This window comes from uncultured Allobosea sp. (genome assembly GCF_945956895.1).
Taxonomy (GTDB): Bacteria; Pseudomonadota; Alphaproteobacteria; order Rhizobiales; family Beijerinckiaceae; genus Allobosea.
Genome location: NZ_CAMFJF010000004.1, coordinates 38,367 through 56,858, shown reverse-complemented (window position 1 = coordinate 56,858; position 18,492 = coordinate 38,367). Strand labels below are relative to the sequence as shown.

Below are 18,492 nucleotides of genomic sequence, written 5' to 3'. Positions count from 1 at the left end.
GCCGAGGGAGCGGGATACCGCCCGGACATGGCCATCCTGCCCAAACAGAATTTCAAGAAGCTCGCCGTCGTCCTGCATGACCTCGCGGTCACGGCGCTGGCGATATGGCTCGTCTTCGTCGTCCGCTTCGAAGGCGCTCAGCTCGAAGAGCATCTGCGCTACCTGCCGCGCTTCCTGCCCTTCTTCGTGGCCTATGCCGGGCTGGTCTACTGGCTGTTCTCGCTCTACCGCTCGAAATGGCGCTTCGCCTCGCTGCCGGACCTCTCGAACATCGTCAAGGCGGTCTCGGTCCTGACGGTCTCGCTGCTTGCGGTCGACTACGTGCTGGTCGCGCCGAATTTCTACGGCGGCTTCTATTTCGGCAAGATCTCGATCGCGCTGTACTGGCTCGTGCAGGTCGCCCTGCTCGGCGGCCCGCGCCTCGCCTATCGCTATTTCAGATATGCGCGCTCGCGCACGACGGCCGTGCGCGAGGCGAACCTGCCGGCGCTGCTGCTCGGGCGCAGCGTCGAGATCGAGATGGTGATCCGGGCGATGGAAGCCGGCACGATGCGGCGCCTCAGGCCCGCCGGCATCCTCTCGCCCCGCGCCGACGATCTCGGCCAGTCGATCCGCGGCGTGCCGGTGCTCGGGCTGCTCGCGGATATCGAGCGGATCGCTGGCGAGGCAGTGGAGCGCGGCGAAGCCTACCGCCGCATCGTCGCGACGCCCTCGGCCCTCCTGCCCGAAGCGCAGCCGGAAAAATGGCTGGCGCGGACGCGCAAGCTCGCCCTGCCGATCTCCCGCATCGACAGCCTGGGCGAGGGCGTGCGCGACACGGAGGTCGCCCCACTCGAGATCGAGGACCTGCTGGTGCGCTCGACCGTCGCGATCGATCGCGAGCGGCTCGGCTCGTTCCTCAAGGGCAAGCGCGTCATCGTCACCGGCGGCGGCGGCTCGATCGGCTCCGAGATCTGCCTGCGCTGCGCCGCCTTCGGCGCGGCCGAATTGCTCGTCGTCGAGAGCTCGGAACCCGCCCTGTTCCAGATCAGCGAACAGCTCTCGGTTCAAGCGCCTGACACCACCGTCTCCGGCGTTCTGGCCGATGTCCGCGACCGCGAGCGGATCATGCCGCTTTTCGCCGGTTTCAAGCCCGATATCGTCGTTCATGCCGCGGCGCTGAAGCATGTGCCTTATCTGGAGGCCGACTGGAGCGAGGGCATCAAGACCAATATCTTCGGTTCGGTGAACGTCATCGATGCCGCCGTCGCGGCCGGTGTCCGGACTTTCGTCATGATCTCGACCGACAAGGCGATCGAGCCCGTCTCGATGCTGGGCGCGACCAAGCGCTTCGCCGAGATCTATGCGCAATCGCGCGATGCCGAGCTCGTGGCCGCCGATTCCGGCATCCGCCTTGTCGCAGTGCGCTTCGGCAACGTGCTGGGTTCGGCCGGCTCGGTCGTACCGAAATTCAAGGCACAGATCGCCCGGGGTGGGCCGGTCACCGTCACCAGCCCGGAGATGATCCGCTATTTCATGACGATCCGCGAGGCCTGCGACCTCGTGCTGACCGCCGCCTCCCATGCCCGCGCCGGCGATGCCGAAGCTGATCGCGCCGCCGTCTACGTGCTCAAGATGGGCCAGCCGATGCGGATCATGGACCTGGCCGAGCGGATGATCCGCCTCGCCGGCTTCGAGCCGGGCGAGGACATCGAGATCGTCGTCTCCGGCGTCAGGCCGGGCGAGCGGTTGAACGAGATCCTCTTCGCCCGGGACGAGCCGATGGCCGAGACCGGACTCGACGGCATCATGGCAGCCAAGCCGATCTTCGCCGGCCGCGCCCGGATCGAAGCCTGGCTGGCGCAGCTCCAGGCCGCGGTGAAGGCCAATGACCATGCCGCGGCCAATGCCGTGCTCGACGAGGCGATTCCGGACTTCAGCCGGCGCGAGCAGCAGCAGCCAGCCGCGCCAGTGCCGATTTCGTCTCTGCCTGCGGCTGCCAGCCAGCACTGAGCAGGCGCTCCGGCCGCGCAACGAGGCTCCCCGCCAGCTTCAGGAACGTCTCCTCGCGGCCGGCGAGACGCGCCAGCCGGCGCAGCCAGGCCTCGGGCACGGGCAGCAGACCGGGGCCGCGCCCCAGTCCCGCGCGCATCGCCGCCAACATGTCCGCGACGCTGACGGGATCGGGGTCGGCAGCGGCATAGGCCCGTCGCGTCGGGCAGGCCGGCGTCAGCGCGAACAGGACGGCACTGGCCAGATTCTCGACGGCAAGCAGTGAGCGCGGCGCCTTCAGCCCGCCGAAAGGCAGGGGCACGGGCAGTTGCGCCAGCTTGAGCAGCGCCGCCATATTGGCCTTCACCCCCGGCCCGTAAATCAGGACCGGACGCAGCGCGACCCAATCGAGCTCGAGCGCGGCCAACCCTCGCTCCGCGGCGAGCTTGGAGCGGCCATAGGCGTCGCCAGGCGCCGGTTGCATGTCTTCCCGCAAGGGAGGACCGTCGAAGGCATCGGTCTGCGCCTTGATCGAGGACAGGTAGACGAAGCGCCGGACGCCGGCCGCTTCGGCCGTGCGGGCGAGCTCCAGCGTGGCCTCGGTGTTGATGCGCCGGTAGAGCGCCTCCTCAAGGCCGGGTCCCGCATGGGCGAGCCCGGCCATGTGCACGACATGGTCGACACCCTCGAGCGCGGCGCGCCAGTCGACGGGCGCCGAGAGATCGCCGGTCACGATCGCTTCCGCCCCCGCTGGGACTGGTTGCCGGCTGCGCTGAGCGAGGCGCAGGCGATAGCCGGCCTGCAACAGCGCTGCGACGACATGCGGCCCGACGAAGCCGCTGGCGCCGGTGACGAGAACCCGTCCCTCAGCCATGGCGGGGGCCGGTTGCAAAACGACGCAATAACGAGCCGGTGAGCAGGGCGGCAATGGCCAGGCAGACGAACTGGGCCGGGAGAGCCGGCCAGGCCAGCGAAATGCCGGCGAGCGCGACGAGCGCGAGATTGAGCAAGGCGACGCGGCCGACCACACCCATCACGCTGAATCCGTTCGTCGTCGCCTGCTGGTAGAAATGCGAGCGATGCGCCTCCCAGACCTTCTCGCCACGGGCGAGGCGCCGCAGCAGCGTGATCGTCGAATCGGCGATGTGATAGAGCGGCAGGATCACGGCGGCGGCGAAGGCGCCCGTGCCGGCAAGGCGGTAAAGCAGATAGGCGGTGAGGAGCCCGATCGGCAGCGAGCCGACATCCCCGAGAAAGAGACGGGCCACCGGCCGGTTGAAGGGAGCGAAGCCGAGGAGCCCGCCGCAGAGCCCGGCGGCAAGCCAGCCCGTCACCGGATCGATCGCGCCGGCCATGCCGGCGAGCGCCAGCGCCGCTGCCAGCGGCACCATGCCGGCCACCGTGATCCAGTCGAGCCCATCCATGAAATTGACGAGGTTGACGAACCAGACGCCCGCCAGGAGCGCCAGCGCGCGCTCGACCGACAGGGGCAGGAACTCGGGAAACAGGCGGAGCTCCGGCGCCGCGCGAAACAGCACGAAGCCGACGCAGAGCGCCTGCAATACGAGCCTGACGCTGGCCGGCAACGGGCGGATATCGTCCCAGGCGCCGACGATGCCGAGCCCCGTCACCGCGAACGCGAGCACCAAGACGGGGCGAGCCGCTTCACCCTCGACAGGAGCAAGCCACAGCGACGTGCCCAACGCGGCGAAGGCACCGACGAGAACGGCGATGCCGCCGCCCTGCGGCGTGGGAATCTTGTGGCTCGAGCGCGCATTCGGCCGTGCCAGCGCATAGCGCAAAAGGAGCGGGCGCAGCACCACGCAGAGCACCGCGGCCAGAGCAGCGGCGGCAGCACAGATCGTCAGGGGTCGGAGCACGTTATCCAAAGTGCCCGCACCATAGTCGAGGCGGCGCAAAAGCCTAGGGGCTACCTCGCCTTATCCGAGCCGCAACGACCCAGCCTATTGCCGGAAGCCGATCAGGACGCCGTCCGCACCGAGCTGAAGCTGGAGGCCCTGGCGGCGAGTCGCGAGCTTGAGCGTCACGCCCTTGTCGTTGCGCAGCCAGGTGGTGCCACGACCCGCGTCACCGACCGCCCAGCCTCCTTGAGCTGGACGTAAGCCCCAGCGAAGTCCGAGACGCGATGCAGCCCGTAAACCGTGCCCGTGGCGACCGAGCGCGCCGCGCCGATCGAACCGATGCCGAGCCCGCCGACCGTGACCGGATAGGAGCGGCCGCGAAAGCGCAGCGTCCCGCCGCCGGCCTCACCGGAAGCGATGAAGCCCGCCTGGACCTGCTCAAGGCGCACGGTCCCCGTCGAGGGGCCCAGCGAGCGCTGCTGCGCCATGGCGGGCGAAGCCAGCATCAGAACGGCGGCGATGGTGGTGGCTGTCTGCCTGATCGTGATCATATCCTGCTCCTTGCGCCGAATCGGCGGCGCAGGAGGTCAACCCGCGAAACGCGGATTCGATCCCATCACGCGAACGGGATTGCGTCAGCGATGCCACGATAACCGGGAAACCGCGCCGCGGTCCCGGAAAGCCTGGATCACTTGCTGCCCTTCTCGTTGCGCAGGGCGTTGGCGACCTTGTCGACGAGACGACGCGGATCAGGATGCCCGTCATATTCGATGACGCCGACTTTCAGCGTGTTCTGGAGCACCGTCTGGCCGTTGATCGAAAAATGGGTCGCGGCATAGCTTTGGACGATGCCGCGGGCGAAGGTCGCCGCTTCCCGGGCATCCGTCCCGACGCGGATGATCAGGAAGGTCTCGCGCCCCATGCTGAACACCGTATCGCTCGATCGGACCGCATTGAGCAGCATGGCGGCCGTCTGCTGCACGACCGTATCGGCGCCGCCTTCGCCGAGGCGGGCTCGCAAGGTATCGAATTGCGAGATCTCGAGCATGATCATCGAGAAGGAGCGGCTCGTCTTGCGGCGCAGCGCGACCTCCCGCGAGATCGCAGCCCGGAGGTAGCGACGGTTCAGCAAGCGCGACAGTGGATCCTTGGCGCCGCCCATGTCGAAGGAATGGCTGAACTGGACGCTGAGCAGGTTGTTGACCTGGCAGACGATCTGCCTGATCTCCCGCAGAAGCTTCTCGCGGCGTGACGCATCCGCCTCATCGCGCAACTGCCGGACGAGTTCGTCGGCCTCAACCACAAGCCGGGCGATCGACGCATATTCCGCCGTTCGGCCGAACAGGAGATTCGCCCTGTGGGAAAACCACAGGCCGAATTCGGAGCGGCTCAGCGGCAGCACGCCATCGGCCCCGCCGGCGATATGAGACCCGAAGAAGACGGCCTGCGCCCATTCGGCCAGCGATGCTTTCTGCTTCTCCCGCTCGGCACGGAAATCATGGTCGATCGAGACCTGGCGAAGCGCATCTTCCGCCCGCAGGTTGCGATCCAGCCCGCTGAGATGGGCGGCGGTGATCGCCGCGGTCGCGACATCGATGACCCCCGAGACATAAAGCGCGGCATGGACGAATTCGTCGCGCGACAATCGCGTGTGCTTGAGATTGTTGTAGATGCCTCGCTTGAACGCGCGCGCCACGAGCATGCTCAGCGAGGTCGGAATCTGGATGCGGGCATGCGTCGACCCGATCTCCGACTGGCGCATGAGGAAAGGCGTGGCGTCGATCGGCTCCTTCGGAAATATCTCGACGAGCCATTGCGACAGGGCGCCCTGAAATCGGCGGGCAATGACCTCATTGTCGAACAGGGCCTGAACCCGGGCATGGTGCGCGAGATCCGCCCAGAGCTCGTCGACCAGCTCAACGGCGAAATGCTTGACCGTACTCGCCACCATAGCGCGCACCGGCGCTGGCACATTGCTGCTCAAGGTTGAAATCTCAACCTTCAGTTGCGCGAAATCTTCGTCTTCCCAGAGCACTGCGCTCAGCATCTCACCTCTTCCGGCAGAATATAGGCTCCTGATGATGTCAATCGATAGTATCTTATAGTTATCAAACGGCAACAAACCTATGTCCAGCCCGTTAATAATACATTAATACCTGTTAACGCGTTAACAGAAAATCGCCCAAAACCACGCCCAGGAAACCGAAATCGCGGCTAGGCGCGGCGCTTCTTCCCTAGAAGGAGGCTACGATTCGTTAATTCGATTGATGCCGCTCAACTTCGTTAACAAGGCATTAAACACATCCCCTAACGGCAGATCTCGTTATTTAACTTGGCTAGAGCTTTCTTCCTTGCGTCGCATCGCGTCGGGACGGACAATGGGCTTCAATATTTTCAGCAAAGACACTGCTGCGGCGCAGATCGAGGCGGTCCATCGCTCTCAGGCCGTGATCGAGTTCGACCTCGCGGGGGCCATCCTCTTCGCCAACGATCATTTCCTGTCGACGACGGGCTACCAGCTGGCGGAGGTCGTCGGGCGCTCTCACGCGATCTTCCTACGCAAGGAGGAGGCGGAAGCGCCGTACTACAAGGCATTCTGGAGCGCGCTGCGCCAGAGAGAGCCGCAGGAGGGCCAGTTCCTGCGGATCGGCAAGGATGGTACGCCGTTCTGGCTCCAGGCGATCTACGCGCCGGTTCTCGGGCGCGACGGCAAGCCGACCAAGATCGTGAAGTTCGCGACCGACATCACGGCCCAGAAGGCGGAGATCGCCAATTCGGAAGCGCAGATCGCCGCCATCCGCAAATCCCAGGCCGTGATCGAATTCAACCTCGACGGCATCATCCTCGATGCCAACGACAACTTCCTGAACGCCGTCGGCTATCGTCTCGACGAGATCCGAGGCCAGCATCACCGCTTGTTCGTCGGATCGGAGGAGCATCAGTCCGAGACCTACAAGCGCTTCTGGTCCAAGCTCGGCCGCGGCGAATATGACGAGGGCGAATATTTGCGCATCGGCAAGGGCGGCCGCCGGATCTGGATCCAGGCCACCTACAACCCGATCCTCGATTCGGCCGGACGGCCCTACAAGGTGGTGAAATTCGCCTCGGACATCACGCAGCGCCATCTCGAACAGGAGGCGCTCCAGCTCACGGTCGCGGAGACGCAGCAGGTCGTTGCAGCGGCGAAGCAGAGAAACCTCAATCCACGCATCGACATGGCCGGTAAGGCCGGTGATCTCCGCAATCTCTGCGAGGGCGTGAACGCGCTGATCGAGACGCTCTGCGACGTCGTGACGACGACCGCCGACATTTCCGGCACGCTCACGGCCGGCTCCTCGACGATCAACCAGGACAGCCGCAACCTCGCCCAGCGAACCGAGGAACAGGCGAGCAGCCTCGAAGAGACGGCGGCGACGACCGAGGAGCTCGCGGCGTCCGTCAAGCAGAGCGCCGCGCGGGCGCAGGACGCAACGGCCCTTGGCGAGAACGCCAATGCCATCGCCAATCGCGGCGGGGAGATCGTCAGCGCCGCCATTGCAGCGATGGAGCGCATCGAGAGCGCCTCGGCCAATATCGCCGAGATCATCAACGTCATCGACACGATCGCCTTCCAGACCAATCTGCTGGCGCTGAACGCCGCAGTCGAGGCGGCGCGGGCCGGCGAGGCGGGCCGCGGCTTCGCGGTGGTGGCTTCGGAAGTGCGGGCGCTGGCCCAGCGCTCGAGCGATTCGGCCAACGATATCAAGAAGCTGATCACGAACTCGGCCGAAGAGGTCTCCGCCGGCGTGAAGCTGGTCCAGGAAGCCGGCACCGCGCTCACCGAGATCGTGCAGTCGTCGCGGCAGGTCTCCACAGCGCTTGCCGACATCTCGATCGCCTCGCAGGAACAGGCCAACGGAATCGAGGAGGTCGCCAAGGTCGTGGCGCATCTCGACGAAATGACGCAGCAGAACGCCACGATGGTCGAGCAGAGCCACGCCGTTGCCGGCACACTCGAGGATTCGGCAAAGCGCCTTCAGTCCCTCGTCTCCTCGTTCCAGATCCCGCTGGAGCGGCTGAATGCCAGAGCCGACGCGATCTCCTTCGCGCGACCGGCGCCGGTCGAGGTCGAGCCGGCCGCGACCGCTCCCGCCCGGCTGCAGCGCAAGGTGCTGCGCGCCCTGAGCGGCGGCCGCGACGACTGGTCGGAATTCTGAGCCGCCCGGTTGCCCGCCTTCCGTCGGCGCCTTTCAGCCACCGCTCGAAGAGCGCACCATTTCCGAGGACAAGACGATGACCCAGGAAGACCTCAGCCATTGCGTCGCCGGGCTGGCCAGCGCCCAGATCAGCCTGTTCGGCATTCTGTTCAAGCATCTGGAGAACCGCTTCGGCAGCGGGATCAAGAACGACTTCGCGGATGAGCTCAGCCGGATCATGACGACCGCCGAGCAGAGCGGGCAGCCGATCCAGCCCTTTCAGCGCATCATTTTCGAGCATATCGCCGACTGGCTGAAATCCTCCGGGCGCGGCTGGACGCCGGTCGTGATCGACGGCGCGAAAGCGGCGCAGGCCATGGCGGGCGAAGCTACGCCGGCACGCCGTGGCTGAGCGTCGGGCAACCGCAGACCATCGATTTCCGGAGAAAATTGGAGCGGGCGATCGGGATCGAACCGACGACATTCAGCTTGGGAAGCTGACGTTCTACCACTGAACTACGCCCGCATGCCCTTCACGCTGGCGAAGCAACGCGCGGCAGGCCCGCGTTCATAGCGGGTCCGAGCCCAAGTGTCATCCGGGAATTGCTCGCGATCGAGGGAAGACCGGAGCGAGCGTCTGCTCAACCCTTGAAGTGCTTGGAGAGCTTCAGGGCCTGGCCCTGGTAGTTCGACTTGAGATCGGCGCCGTAAAGCGCTTCCGGCCTGGCCGCCATCGTCTCATAGACGAGGCGTCCGACGATCTGGCCGTCCTCGATGATGAAGGGCACGTCGCGGGAGCGGACCTCGAGCACGGCGCGCGCGCCCTGGCCACCGGCGGCGCGATGGCCGAAACCCGGATCGAAGAAACCGGCATAGTGCACGCGGAACTCGCCGACCAGCGCATCGAAGGGCGTCATCTCGGCAGCGTAATCCGGCGGGACATGCACCGCCTCCTTGGAGGCGAGGATGTAGAACTGGCCGGGATCGAGGATCAGGCTGGCCGAACCGTCGTTGTGGATCGGCTCCCAGAAATCGGCGGCGCGATAGGCGCCGACGCGATCGACATCGATCAGCGCCGTGTGATGTTTGCCGCGATAGCCGAGTAGACCGTCGAAACCGGAGAGATCGACGCTGACGGCGACGCCGCCCTGGAAGGAGGGCTCGGCCGCGCTGACCAGCGTCTCACGCTGATGAATCTCGCCGAGCGCGCGGTCGTCGAGGCGCGTCTCGCCGGCCCGGAAGCGGATCTGCGAGAGGCGCGAGCCGGAGCGGACCAGCACCGGGAAGGTGCGCGGCGAAATCTCGATGAAGAGCGGGCCTTCATAACCATCCTCGACCAGATCGAACTCGCGGGCTCGGTCGGTGATGACGCGGGTGAAGACGTCGAGCCGGCCGGTCGAGCTCTTCGGATTGGCGGCGGCGCGCAGGCCCTTGGGCAGGCGCAGGCCTTCCATCAGTTCGGCGATATAGACGCAGTCGGTCTCGAGCACCGCGCCCTGCGTCAGGTCGATCTCGTGCAGCGAGAGATCCTCGATCCGGCTGCGCACCGTGCGCTCCGGGCCGGGAAGGAACGAGGCGCGGACGCGATAGGCACGCGCGCCCAGGCGCAGGTCCAGGCTCGCGGGCTGGATCTGCCCTTCGGCCGGCGGCTTTGCGAGCGTGATCGCTCCCGCCTCAATGAAGGCGCGGATGGAGCTGTCGGGCTGGATGCCGGGCTTGAAGGTCAGCATGCGCGTTCCGCAAGGGATAATCGATCATAGCTAGCGAACGAGACCCTGAAGGCCAAGCACGGGGGCAACGGGGCATGCACGGGTTGCCGGGTTGTCCACGCCAGAATCGCAGCCTCGCCGCATTGACGCTGGCGCCGGCAGGCCGATAACACATCAGCATCGGTAGAGCCGCTACCGGCCGAGGCGGAGCCTTCGATGTATCAGGCCCAGACGCATGGCGTGCGTGTGACCGCGGCGCCCAGTTTCATGGATGCGGAATCCTCGCATGCGCAGGGCCGCTATTTCTGGGCCTATGCAATCGAGATCGTGAATCTCTCGACGCAAACCGTGCAGCTGATGACCCGGCACTGGTTCATCACCGACGGACGCGGCGAGATCCACGAGGTCCGCGGCGAAGGTGTGGTCGGCAAGCAGCCGGTGTTGCGGCCGGGCGAGAGCTTCAACTATACCTCGGGCTGCCCGCTGACGACGCCCGACGGCTCGATGCATGGTTTCTACGCCATGCAGGATGAGAACGGCACGATCTTCGATGTCGAGGTGCCGCTCTTCCCGCTCGATTCCCCCTATGTGAAGAAGGTTCTGCATTGACCGCCTCCGTTCCAGCCGGGCAGCGCCATACGCCGCTCGAGATGCTCGCCCGCCTCGTCGCCTTCGACACGGTGAGCGACAAGTCGAACCTCGCCCTGCTCGACTTCGTCGAGGACTATCTTGCCGGCTGGGGCGTCTCCTCGGTGCGCTTCCCGAATGAAACCGGCGACAAGGCGGCTTTGTTCGCGACCGTCGGCCCGCAGGATCGCGGCGGCATCGTGCTGTCCGGCCATACCGATGTCGTGCCGGTGGCGGGCCAGGCCTGGAGCCGCGACCCGTTCACGCTGCATGTCGAGGATGGCAAAGCCTATGGCCGCGGCGCCGTCGACATGAAGGCCTTCCTGGCGCTGGGTCTGGCGCTGGTGCCGGATTTCCTGGCGGCGAACCTGAAGACGCCGATCCATCTCTTCCTGTCCTATGACGAGGAGGTGACTTGCCTTGGCGTGGTCGACGGCATCGCTGCCATGGGCAAGACCCTGCCGCGGCCGCGCGCCGTCATCGTCGGCGAGCCGACCATGCTCGACATTTGCGACGCGCATAAGGGCGTGCGGACCTTCCAGACCGTGGTGAAGGGTTTTGCCGCGCATTCCTCCAAGCCGCAGCTCGGTGCCAGCGCCGTCCATGCCGGCGCCCTGCTCGCCGCCGAGCTCGACCAGATGGCGGAAGATGCCAAGCAGCGACCGGATACGAGCGGCCGCTTCGACCCGCCCTATGACACCATCCATATCGGCACCTTCCATGGCGGCATCGCCCGCAACATCCTGGCCGATCGCTGCGAAATCCTCTGGGAGATCCGGACGGTTCCGAGCTCCGATCCCGAGGCCGGCCCGGCCCGTTTCGCGAAGACGGCCGACAAGGTGCTGGCGCGGATGCGCTCGACCGCGCCGAGCGCGGCGATCGAGACGCAGATGACCTCGGACGTGCCGGGGCTGGCGCCCGATCCGGGCTCCGAGGCCGAGCGGCTCGCCATGCGGCTCTCCGGCCGGAACCACACGATCGCGGTCGCCTATGCGACCGAAGCCGGGCATTTCCAGCAGGCGGGGCTTCCGACCGTGGTCTGCGGCCCCGGTTCGATCGACCAGGCGCATCAGCCGGACGAATACATCACGCTGGAGCAGTTGGCGGCCGGCGAGACCTTCATGCGCAAGCTGATGGCGGAGTGTCAGGCGGGCTGAGGCCCATCCTCCATCGTCATTCCGGACAAGCTGCGAAGCGGCACCGATCCGGAATCCATCAAAGGGCGCCGCGCTCTATGATGGATTCCGGGTCTTCGCTGCGCTGCGCCCGGAATGACTGAGAGAGAGAGATAAATGGGCAGAGAACCTACTGCCCAGCTGCCTGCCCCTCTTCGACCTCGACCGGGTCGAAGGAATAGCGCCGCGAGCAGAACTCGCAGGTGACGCCGAGCCTGCCGTCATCGGCGATCATCGCCTTGCGATCTTCCGGCGCGAAGCCGCGCAGCATCGAGAGCACGCGCTCGCGCGAGCAACGGCAGGCCTCATGCACGGTGACCGGCTCGAAGACGCGGGCGCCACGCTCGTGGAACAGGCGATAGAGCAGCCGCTCGCTTTCCAGCGTCGGGTCGAGCAGTTCGTGGTCCTCGACCGTCTCGACCAGCGAGCGCGCCTCCATCCAGGCATCGTCGGCGATACCGTCAGGATCGGCATTGGCGAGAATCTCGTGGCCCTCGGGCGCGTCGCCAGGATGCATGTCGGCCGCGCGCAGGCGGTCCGGCGAATGCGGCATGAACTGCACGAGGATGCCGCCGGCGCGCCAATGCGGGCGCCCGCCCGTGGTGACCGTGCCGACGCCGAGGCGAACCCGCGTCGGGATCTGCTCGGACTGGCGGAAATACTGATGCGCGGCCTCTTCGAGGCTCTGGCCCTTCAGCGCGACGATGCCCTGGTAGCGCGTCGTGGCCGAGCCCTGGTCGACGGTCATGGCGAGATGGCCGTCGCCGAGCAACTCCCCGGTCGAGACCTTGTCGAGCGCAATCGCCTCGACCAGCTTGGCCTCGTCGATATGGGCAACGGCGCGGAAATTATCGGGCGCATTGAAATCGACCACCATCATCGTGATCGCGCCGTCGCTCTTGGTCTGGAGCTGGAAGCGGCCCTCGAATTTCAAGGCCGTGCCGAGCAGGACGGTGAGCGCCGCAGCCTCGCCGAGCACGCGCGAGACGGGCTCGGGATAGTCATGACGCTCGAGGATCGTGTCGATCGAGGCGCCCAGCCGCACGACGCGGCCGCGCACGTCGAGATCGGGCACGGCGAAGGGAATGACCCGATCGTCGAGCCCGGCGGCGCTCATGCTGTCGTCCACGGCCATCAGGCCGCCACTCCGCCGAAGCACCAGGCGAGAATGCCCTTCTGCGCGTGAAGGCGGTTCTCGGCCTCGTCGAAGACGGCCGATTGCGGGCCGTCCATGATCGCGTCCGTGACCTCCTCGCCGCGCGAGGCCGGCAGGCAATGCATGAAGATCGCGTCCTTCTCGGCGCGCTGCATCAACCGGTCGTCGACCTGATAGGGCCGCAGCAGGTTGTGGCGGGTGCCTTCCTCATCGCCCATCGAGACCCAGCAATCGGTGATGACGCAGTCGGCGCCCTCGACCGCCTCCTCAGGTCGGTTGGTCAGCTTGATCCTGGCGCCTTGCTTCTTGGCCCAGGCGATCAGGGCCGGCGGCGGCGCCAGCTCCTCGGGCGTCGCGACGGCAAGCTCGAAGTCGAGCCGGCCGGCGGCGTGGACCCAGGAGGTCAGCACGTTGTTGGTGTCGCCGGTCCAGGCGATACGCTTGCCTTCGATCGCGCCCTTGCGCTGCTCGAAGGTCATGACATCGGCCATGACCTGGCAGGGATGCTGGCGCTTGGTCAGGCCGTTGATCACCGGGACGGTGGCGTATTTCGCCATCTCGACCAGCGAGTCGTGATCCAGGATGCGGATCATGATCGCGTCGACATAGCGCGAGAGCACGCGGGCGGTGTCCGCGATGGTCTCGCGCTCGCCGAGCTCGATCTCATGGCCGGCAACCATCATCGGCGATCCCCCGAGTTCGCGGATGCCGACATCGAAGGAGACGCGGGTGCGCAGGCTCGGCTGCTCGAAGATGGTGGCGACGACCTTGCCCTCGAGCAGGCGGTCTCCGGCGGCGGCGGGGGTACGGCGTCGCGACTTGATCTCCTCGCCCGTGCGCAGGATCGCGCGCAGCTCGCTGCCGGAGAAATCGGAGAGATCGAGGAAATGGCGCGTCACGGGCGCTTCCTTCGCTTCGCTGGTGTGGGTCTGGGGTGAACTTATTCGGCGGCCGGCCGCTTCAGCGCGGCTTCGATCGCGCCCGCCGTCTTGTCGAGACGCGACACCGCTTCCGCGACATCGGCCTCGGTGATGATCAGCGGCGGCAGCAGGCGCACGACATTGTCGCCGGCGCCGACGACGAGCAGGCCGTGGGCGCGGGCCTCGTTGACGAAGTCGGTGTTCAGCGTGTGCAGCTTGAGGCCGAGCATCAGGCCCTCGCCGCGGATCTCGGCGATCACCTCGGGATGTTTGTCCTTGAGCTCGGCCAGAGACTGCTTGAGCCTGAGTGCGATCTGACCGACGCGCTCGATGAAGCCGGGCGCCAGCACCACGTCGAGCACGGCATTGCCGACCGCCATGGCGAGCGGATTACCCCCGAAGGTGGTGCCATGTGTGCCGAGCGTCATGCCGGAAGCGGCCTCTTCGGTCGCGAGGCAGGCGCCCATCGGGAAGCCGCCGCCGATGCCCTTGGCGATCGACATGATGTCGGGCGTGACGCCGTACATCTCATGGGCGAAGAACTTGCCGGTGCGGCCGACGCCGGTCTGGATCTCGTCGAAGATCAGCATCAGGCCCTGCTCGTCGCTGAGCTCGCGCAGCAGCTTGAGGAAGCGGGCCGGCACGGAGCGCAGGCCGCCCTCACCCTGGATCGGCTCGATCATCAGCGCGGCGGTTTCCGGCGTGATCGCGGCGCGCAGCGCCTTCTCGTCGTCGAAGGGCACCTGGTCGAAGCCTTCGACCTTGGGGCCGAAGCCGTCGATGTACTTCTGCTGGCCGCCGGCGGCGATGGTCGCCAGGGTCCGGCCATGGAAGGCCCCCTCGAAAGTGATGATGCGGTAGCGCTCGGGATGGCCCTTCGCGGCATGATATTTCCGCGCCATCTTGATGGCGCACTCGTTCGCCTCGGCGCCGGAATTGGTGAAGAAAACGCGCTCGGCGAAGGTCGCCTCGCAGAGGCGGCGGGCCAGCCGCTCGCCATCCGGCGCGCCATAGAGGTTCGAGGTATGCCAGATCTTGCCGGCCTGCTCGGTCAGCGTCTTGACGAGATGCGGATGGGCGTGGCCGAGCGCGTTGACCGCGATGCCGGCGCCGAAATCGAGATAGCGCGTGCCGTCGGCCGTGATCGCCCAGGGGCCTTCCCCGCGCTCGAACGCGACTGGGGCACGGGCATAGGTCGGCACGAGCACGGACTGGCTGGGGGAAACAGGGGCGGGAGCCATGAGACGAAGATCCTCGCGAAGGGGACGGGGTGAGAAACGGATTGGCGCTGAACGGAGAACGACGATCCGGGATGGATGCTGCAGGCATGCAGCCACGATAAGACCCGGCGGCGACGTTATCGTCGCACCCAGCTCCTGATCTCTCGTCGCGCCGTCATCCGCATCGTCGGAACCTTGATCCGCCAAACATAAGCGCCGCCCGAGCGGGGCGGCGTCACCTTGTGGATAAATATGCTTAAGGCGGCTGCGACTGTCAATTCAATGCCGCTGGAACAGTGTTGCCGAAAGGATTCGCTTGACCGCTCAATCGCGAATCGTCTGGGGAAAAGCCCAATTCGGATTCGCCGACTCTTGTTCGCGAGTCACCGCAGCTTGTATGGTCGGCTTCGTCAGATACGACATTTCGTGCGGCGCCTCCTGTACCGTCTGTTGCGACAGCAACGGCCTTGCCCCTGCGGCAGAGCCGCCGGTCCCGGATTCCGTCACGAAGCGCCCTTAAAGGCAGGTCCCGCGAGGAGCCGGCCGGACAAGACAGGTGATGCGGATGAACGAAGCCGGAGCATGGACGGAAGAGCGCGTCGAGCAGCTCAAGAAGCTCTGGAGCGACGGGCTGAGCGCCAGCCAGATCGCCGCCGAGCTGGGGAACGTCACGCGCAACGCGGTGATCGGCAAGGTCCACCGTCTCGGCCTGTCGGGCCGGGCCAAGAGCGCGGCACAGCCCGCCGCGCCGCGCAACAACGCCCCGCGCAAGGCCCCGGCCCGCTCGCCGAGCCATCCGATGGCTGCGCCCGCCCCGGCCCGCTCGCCGAGCCATCCGATGGCTGCGCCCGCCCCGACGCGCGGCGCCCATGCGCTGGCGCCCGTTTTCGCCCCCGAGGCGGAGATCGAGGTCGAGGCTGCGCCGCTGCCCTCCGACGACGTGGTGATCCCGTTCTCCGAGCGCGTCACCATCATGGACCTGCGCGAGTATATGTGCCGCTGGCCGATGGGCGATCCGACGACCCCGGAATTTCGCTTCTGCGGCGCCCGCTCGCAGACCGGCCTGCCCTATTGCAGCCACCACGCCCGCATCGCCTACCAGCCCGCCGCCGACCGTCGGCGCGACCGGAGCAAGGTCCGGGCCTGATCAGGCTTCACGGCACCGAATAAAGAAAACCGGCCGAAAGGCCGGTTTTTTTGTTGGACGGTCGAAGGGCGCGTCATGCTCGGGCTTGACCCGAGCATCTCATGACAAGGAGGCGCCAGAGCTTCCTCCTGAAAGAGATTGTCGGGTCTGCGCTGCGCTTCGCCCGAGAATGACGGCAACCTCATAGCCTCCGCTTCTTCTCCAGCGAGCGGCTCCAGCGCGACAGCGCGAAGCAGATCAGCCAGTAGATCGCGCCCGAGAAGGCATAGGCCTCCATGTTCATACCGACCCAGTTGGGATCGGCGAGCGAGGCCTGGGCGATGCCGAGCAGATCGAGGATCGAGACGACCAGCACCAGCGTGGTGTTCTTGATCAGCGCGATAAACTCGTTGGTCATCGCCGGCAGCGAGATGCGCAAGGCCTGCGGCAGGACGATCAGGCCCGTCGCCTTCCAGTAGTTCAGGCCCAACGCCGTCGCCGCCTCGCGCTGGCCCTTGGGCAGGGCCTGCAGGCCGCCGCGCACCGCTTCCGCCATATAGGCGGCGATGACGAAGCCGAGCCCGATCACGGCGCGCGCCAACCGGTCGATGCCGATGCCGCCGGGCAGGATCAATGGCAGCAGGAGCGAGGCCAGGAAGATCACCGCGATGATCGGCACGCCGCGCCAGAACTCGATGAAGATGACGCTGATCAGGCGGATGATCCGGAGTTCCGACTGCCGCCCGAGCGCGAAGAGGATGCCGAGCGGGATCGCGATCAGGCTCGAATAGACCGAGATGAACAGGGTGAGCATCAGCCCGCCCCATTCGCGCGTCTCGACATAGGACAGGCCGAGACCGCCCGAGAGCAGCCAGATGCCGAGCGGCGGCAGGATGACCAGCATCGCGAGGCCGAGCTTCAGCCGGAAGCGCTGCGGGGCGAAGACGACCGCCAGGACGCCGAGCACGGCGAGAATCCCGGCGATATCGACCCGCCAGCGCTGGTCGACGGGGTAGAGCCCGTACATGAACTGGCCGAAGCGGGCCCGGATAAAGACCCAGCAGGCGCCGCCGGGGGCGCAATCGGCCCGCGTCGAGCCGACCCAGGTCGCGTCGATCACGGCCCAGCGGATCAGCGGGATGGCGATCCAGGAGATCAGCACAAACAGCACCACCGAGACGAAGCCGGTGAAGGGCGTGCCGAACAGGCGCTCGCGCCAGATCGAGAGGGAGGAGGTGCGGGTCATCGCGTCACCAGGGCGATGCGGGCGTTGTACCAATTCATCAGGGCCGAGACCGCGAGGCCGATGACGAGATAGACCGCGAGCGTCATGGCGATGATCTCGATCGCCTGGCCGGTATTGTTGAGCGCCGAGCCCATGAACAGGCTGACCACGTCGGGATAGGCGATCGCAGCGCCGAAAGACGAGTTCTTGAGCACGTTGAGATACTGGTTCGTCAGCGGCGGGGTCATCACGCGCAAGGCCTGCGGGATAACGACGAGGCTGAGGATGCGGCCGGGCCGGAGGCCCAGCGCCGAGGCGGCCTCGCTCTGGCCCTTCGCCACGGATTCGATGCCGCCGCGCACGATCTCCGCGATGAAGCCGGCCGTATAGGTGACGAGCGCCGCGAGCAGCGCGACGAATTCGGGAATGACGACGAAGCCGCCGCGATAGTTGAAGCCGCGTAGCACGGGGATGTCCCAGCGCGTGGCGAGGCTGGCCCAGGCGATGGCGAGCGCCGGGACGACCAGGATCAGGCCGATGCCGATGGCGAGCAGCGGCGCATCCTGCCCGGTGCGGTCCTTGCGGCGGCGCGCCCAAGCGCTGGCCAGCCAGTAGCCGAGCCAGGAAACGAGGATCGCCAGCGCCGCCCAGCGGAAATTGCCGGGCGCGTCCGGCAGCGGAATGGTGATACCGCGGTTGTTGAGGAAGGCGACGCCGAACAGGCCGATGCTCTGGCGCGGCTGCGGCAGGGCGGCGATGACGCCGAAATACCAGAACAGCACGAAGAACAGGAGCGGGATGTTGCGGACGAACTCGATATAGGCGCCGGCGATCGTCGAGAGCAGCCAGTGCGAGGACAGCCGCGCGATGCCGATGGCGAAGCCGAGCAGGGTCGCCAGCACGATGGCGATCACGGTCACCAGCATGGTGTTGGCGACGCCGACCCAGAACAGGGCGAGGATGTCGTCAGACTGGGTGTAGCCGGTCAGCACGAAAGGCACCTCGATGCCCGAGGTGCGCCAGAGGAAGTCGAAACCCGAGGCGATGCCGGCCTTGACCATGTTCTCCGAGGCATTTCGCACGAAGAACACGGTGAGGCCGACGAGCAGCAGGATCAGGGCGATCTGGTAGAACCAGTCCCGGACGCGCTTGTCGTTGATGAAGGATAGAACCTGGGCCAAAGGCAGTCCTCCGGCAAGAGGCTGGGAGGAAAGCCAGCCGTCATTCCGGGCGAAGCGAAGCGGAGACCCGGAATCCATCGCAGGGCACGGTGCTCTACGATGGATTCCGGATCGGCGCCGCTACGCGGCTTGTCCGGAATGACGG

16 protein-coding genes and 1 tRNA gene are annotated in these 18,492 nt (G+C 66.5%); 6 read left to right on the top strand and 11 right to left on the bottom strand.

Annotated features, from left to right (window positions below; translation table 11 throughout):
• Positions 1–27: 27 nt before the first annotated feature.
• Positions 28–1,992 carry a nucleoside-diphosphate sugar epimerase/dehydratase gene (locus Q0Q02_RS03970; RefSeq protein ID WP_293807091.1) on the top strand — a complete coding sequence of 655 codons (1,965 nt, stop codon included), beginning with the start codon at positions 28–30 and terminating at the stop codon, positions 1,990–1,992.
• Here Q0Q02_RS03970 and Q0Q02_RS03965 read toward each other — a convergent pair.
• From Q0Q02_RS03965 to Q0Q02_RS03950, 4 genes are all read right to left on the bottom strand, one after another.
• Positions 1,916–2,845, bottom strand: coding sequence for an NAD-dependent epimerase/dehydratase family protein (locus Q0Q02_RS03965; protein WP_293807089.1), 930 nt, complete (start codon positions 2,843–2,845; stop codon positions 1,916–1,918). The genes Q0Q02_RS03970 and Q0Q02_RS03965 overlap by 77 nt on opposite strands.
• Entirely contained in the window at positions 2,838–3,851 is a 1,014-nt protein-coding gene (locus Q0Q02_RS03960) for a glycosyltransferase family 4 protein (protein WP_293807087.1), read from the bottom strand. The genes Q0Q02_RS03965 and Q0Q02_RS03960 overlap by 8 nt, the downstream gene beginning before the upstream one ends.
• Before the next feature lie 164 nt (positions 3,852–4,015).
• Complete coding sequence (locus tag Q0Q02_RS03955; RefSeq protein WP_293807085.1) at positions 4,016–4,384, bottom strand: hypothetical protein; 369 nt, start codon at positions 4,382–4,384, stop codon at positions 4,016–4,018.
• Positions 4,385–4,521: 137 nt separating this feature from the next.
• Positions 4,522–5,817 carry a GGDEF domain-containing protein gene (locus Q0Q02_RS03950; RefSeq protein ID WP_293807083.1) on the bottom strand — a complete coding sequence of 432 codons (1,296 nt, stop codon included), beginning with the start codon at positions 5,815–5,817 and terminating at the stop codon, positions 4,522–4,524.
• Positions 5,818–6,211: 394 nt separating this feature from the next.
• Here Q0Q02_RS03950 and Q0Q02_RS03945 point away from each other — a divergent pair, with 394 nt between their 5' ends.
• Together Q0Q02_RS03945 and Q0Q02_RS03940 are read left to right on the top strand one after the other, a co-directional pair.
• On the top strand, positions 6,212–8,029 hold the full coding sequence (locus tag Q0Q02_RS03945) for a methyl-accepting chemotaxis protein (RefSeq protein WP_293807081.1): 1,818 nt from the start codon (positions 6,212–6,214) through the stop codon (positions 8,027–8,029).
• Between the two features lie 76 nt (positions 8,030–8,105).
• On the top strand, positions 8,106–8,420 hold the full coding sequence (locus Q0Q02_RS03940) for a hypothetical protein (protein WP_293807079.1): 315 nt from the start codon (positions 8,106–8,108) through the stop codon (positions 8,418–8,420).
• Positions 8,421–8,459: 39 nt separating this feature from the next.
• Here the strand turns inward: Q0Q02_RS03940 and Q0Q02_RS03935 are convergent.
• Positions 8,460–8,534: transfer RNA gene (locus Q0Q02_RS03935), tRNA-Gly, on the bottom strand.
• 115 nt (positions 8,535–8,649) lie between these two features.
• Positions 8,650–9,738 carry a 2'-deoxycytidine 5'-triphosphate deaminase gene (locus Q0Q02_RS03930; protein WP_293807077.1) on the bottom strand — a complete coding sequence of 363 codons (1,089 nt, stop codon included), beginning with the start codon at positions 9,736–9,738 and terminating at the stop codon, positions 8,650–8,652.
• A gap of 195 nt (positions 9,739–9,933) precedes the next feature.
• On the opposite strand from Q0Q02_RS03930, the gene apaG reads away from it, so the two are divergent.
• Together apaG and argE are read left to right on the top strand one after the other, a co-directional pair.
• Positions 9,934–10,326: a Co2+/Mg2+ efflux protein ApaG gene (gene apaG, locus Q0Q02_RS03925; RefSeq protein ID WP_293807075.1), complete on the top strand. Its 393-nt coding sequence runs from the start codon at positions 9,934–9,936 to the stop codon at positions 10,324–10,326.
• Positions 10,323–11,501, top strand: coding sequence for an acetylornithine deacetylase (argE, locus tag Q0Q02_RS03920; protein ID WP_293807073.1), 1,179 nt, complete (start codon positions 10,323–10,325; stop codon positions 11,499–11,501). Before apaG ends, argE begins: the two co-directional genes overlap by 4 nt.
• Before the next feature lie 148 nt (positions 11,502–11,649).
• Here the strand turns inward: argE and Q0Q02_RS03915 are convergent, their stop codons facing one another.
• From Q0Q02_RS03915 to Q0Q02_RS03905, 3 genes are read right to left on the bottom strand one after another with little or no spacing between them, the layout of a single operon-like run.
• Positions 11,650–12,654 carry an Hsp33 family molecular chaperone gene (locus Q0Q02_RS03915; protein WP_293807071.1) on the bottom strand — a complete coding sequence of 335 codons (1,005 nt, stop codon included), beginning with the start codon at positions 12,652–12,654 and terminating at the stop codon, positions 11,650–11,652.
• Positions 12,654–13,574: an ornithine carbamoyltransferase gene (gene argF, locus Q0Q02_RS03910; RefSeq protein ID WP_293807070.1), complete on the bottom strand. Its 921-nt coding sequence runs from the start codon at positions 13,572–13,574 to the stop codon at positions 12,654–12,656. The genes Q0Q02_RS03915 and argF overlap by 1 nt, the downstream gene beginning before the upstream one ends.
• Positions 13,575–13,615: 41 nt before the next feature.
• Positions 13,616–14,836: an aspartate aminotransferase family protein gene (locus Q0Q02_RS03905; RefSeq protein ID WP_293807068.1), complete on the bottom strand. Its 1,221-nt coding sequence runs from the start codon at positions 14,834–14,836 to the stop codon at positions 13,616–13,618.
• Between the two features lie 544 nt (positions 14,837–15,380).
• Here Q0Q02_RS03905 and Q0Q02_RS03900 point away from each other — a divergent pair.
• Positions 15,381–15,962, top strand: coding sequence for a GcrA family cell cycle regulator (locus Q0Q02_RS03900; protein WP_293807066.1), 582 nt, complete (start codon positions 15,381–15,383; stop codon positions 15,960–15,962).
• A 181-nt stretch (positions 15,963–16,143) separates the two neighbouring features.
• Here Q0Q02_RS03900 and Q0Q02_RS03895 read toward each other — a convergent pair whose 3' ends face one another.
• Positions 16,144–17,187 (bottom strand): amino acid ABC transporter permease, encoded by a 1,044-nt coding sequence (locus tag Q0Q02_RS03895; protein WP_293807064.1) that lies wholly within the window; start codon positions 17,185–17,187, stop codon positions 16,144–16,146.
• Positions 17,184–18,347, bottom strand: a complete 1,164-nt coding sequence (locus Q0Q02_RS03890) for an ABC transporter permease subunit (protein ID WP_293807062.1) — start codon at positions 18,345–18,347, stop codon at positions 17,184–17,186. Before Q0Q02_RS03890 ends, Q0Q02_RS03895 begins: the two co-directional genes overlap by 4 nt.
• Between the last annotated feature and the right edge of the window lie 145 nt (positions 18,348–18,492).

What these genes read in the sequence shown, in the direction of transcription:
- Q0Q02_RS03940 (WP_293807079.1), top strand. Translation starts at nt 8,106, where the DNA reads ATGACCCAGGAAGACCTCAGCCATTGCGTCGCCGGGCTGGCCAGCGCC.
- apaG (WP_293807075.1), top strand. Translation starts at nt 9,934, where the DNA reads ATGTATCAGGCCCAGACGCATGGCGTGCGTGTGACCGCGGCGCCCAGT.
- Q0Q02_RS03895 (WP_293807064.1), bottom strand. Translation starts at nt 17,187, where the DNA reads ATGACCCGCACCTCCTCCCTCTCGATCTGGCGCGAGCGCCTGTTCGGC.
- Q0Q02_RS03945 (WP_293807081.1), top strand. Translation starts at nt 6,212, where the DNA reads ATGGGCTTCAATATTTTCAGCAAAGACACTGCTGCGGCGCAGATCGAG.
- Q0Q02_RS03955 (WP_293807085.1), bottom strand. Translation starts at nt 4,384, where the DNA reads ATGATCACGATCAGGCAGACAGCCACCACCATCGCCGCCGTTCTGATG.
- Q0Q02_RS03915 (WP_293807071.1), bottom strand. Translation starts at nt 12,654, where the DNA reads ATGGCCGTGGACGACAGCATGAGCGCCGCCGGGCTCGACGATCGGGTC.
- Q0Q02_RS03900 (WP_293807066.1), top strand. Translation starts at nt 15,381, where the DNA reads ATGAACGAAGCCGGAGCATGGACGGAAGAGCGCGTCGAGCAGCTCAAG.
- Q0Q02_RS03970 (WP_293807091.1), top strand. Translation starts at nt 28, where the DNA reads ATGGCCATCCTGCCCAAACAGAATTTCAAGAAGCTCGCCGTCGTCCTG.
- Q0Q02_RS03965 (WP_293807089.1), bottom strand. Translation starts at nt 2,845, where the DNA reads ATGGCTGAGGGACGGGTTCTCGTCACCGGCGCCAGCGGCTTCGTCGGG.
- Q0Q02_RS03905 (WP_293807068.1), bottom strand. Translation starts at nt 14,836, where the DNA reads ATGGCTCCCGCCCCTGTTTCCCCCAGCCAGTCCGTGCTCGTGCCGACC.
- Q0Q02_RS03930 (WP_293807077.1), bottom strand. Translation starts at nt 9,738, where the DNA reads ATGCTGACCTTCAAGCCCGGCATCCAGCCCGACAGCTCCATCCGCGCC.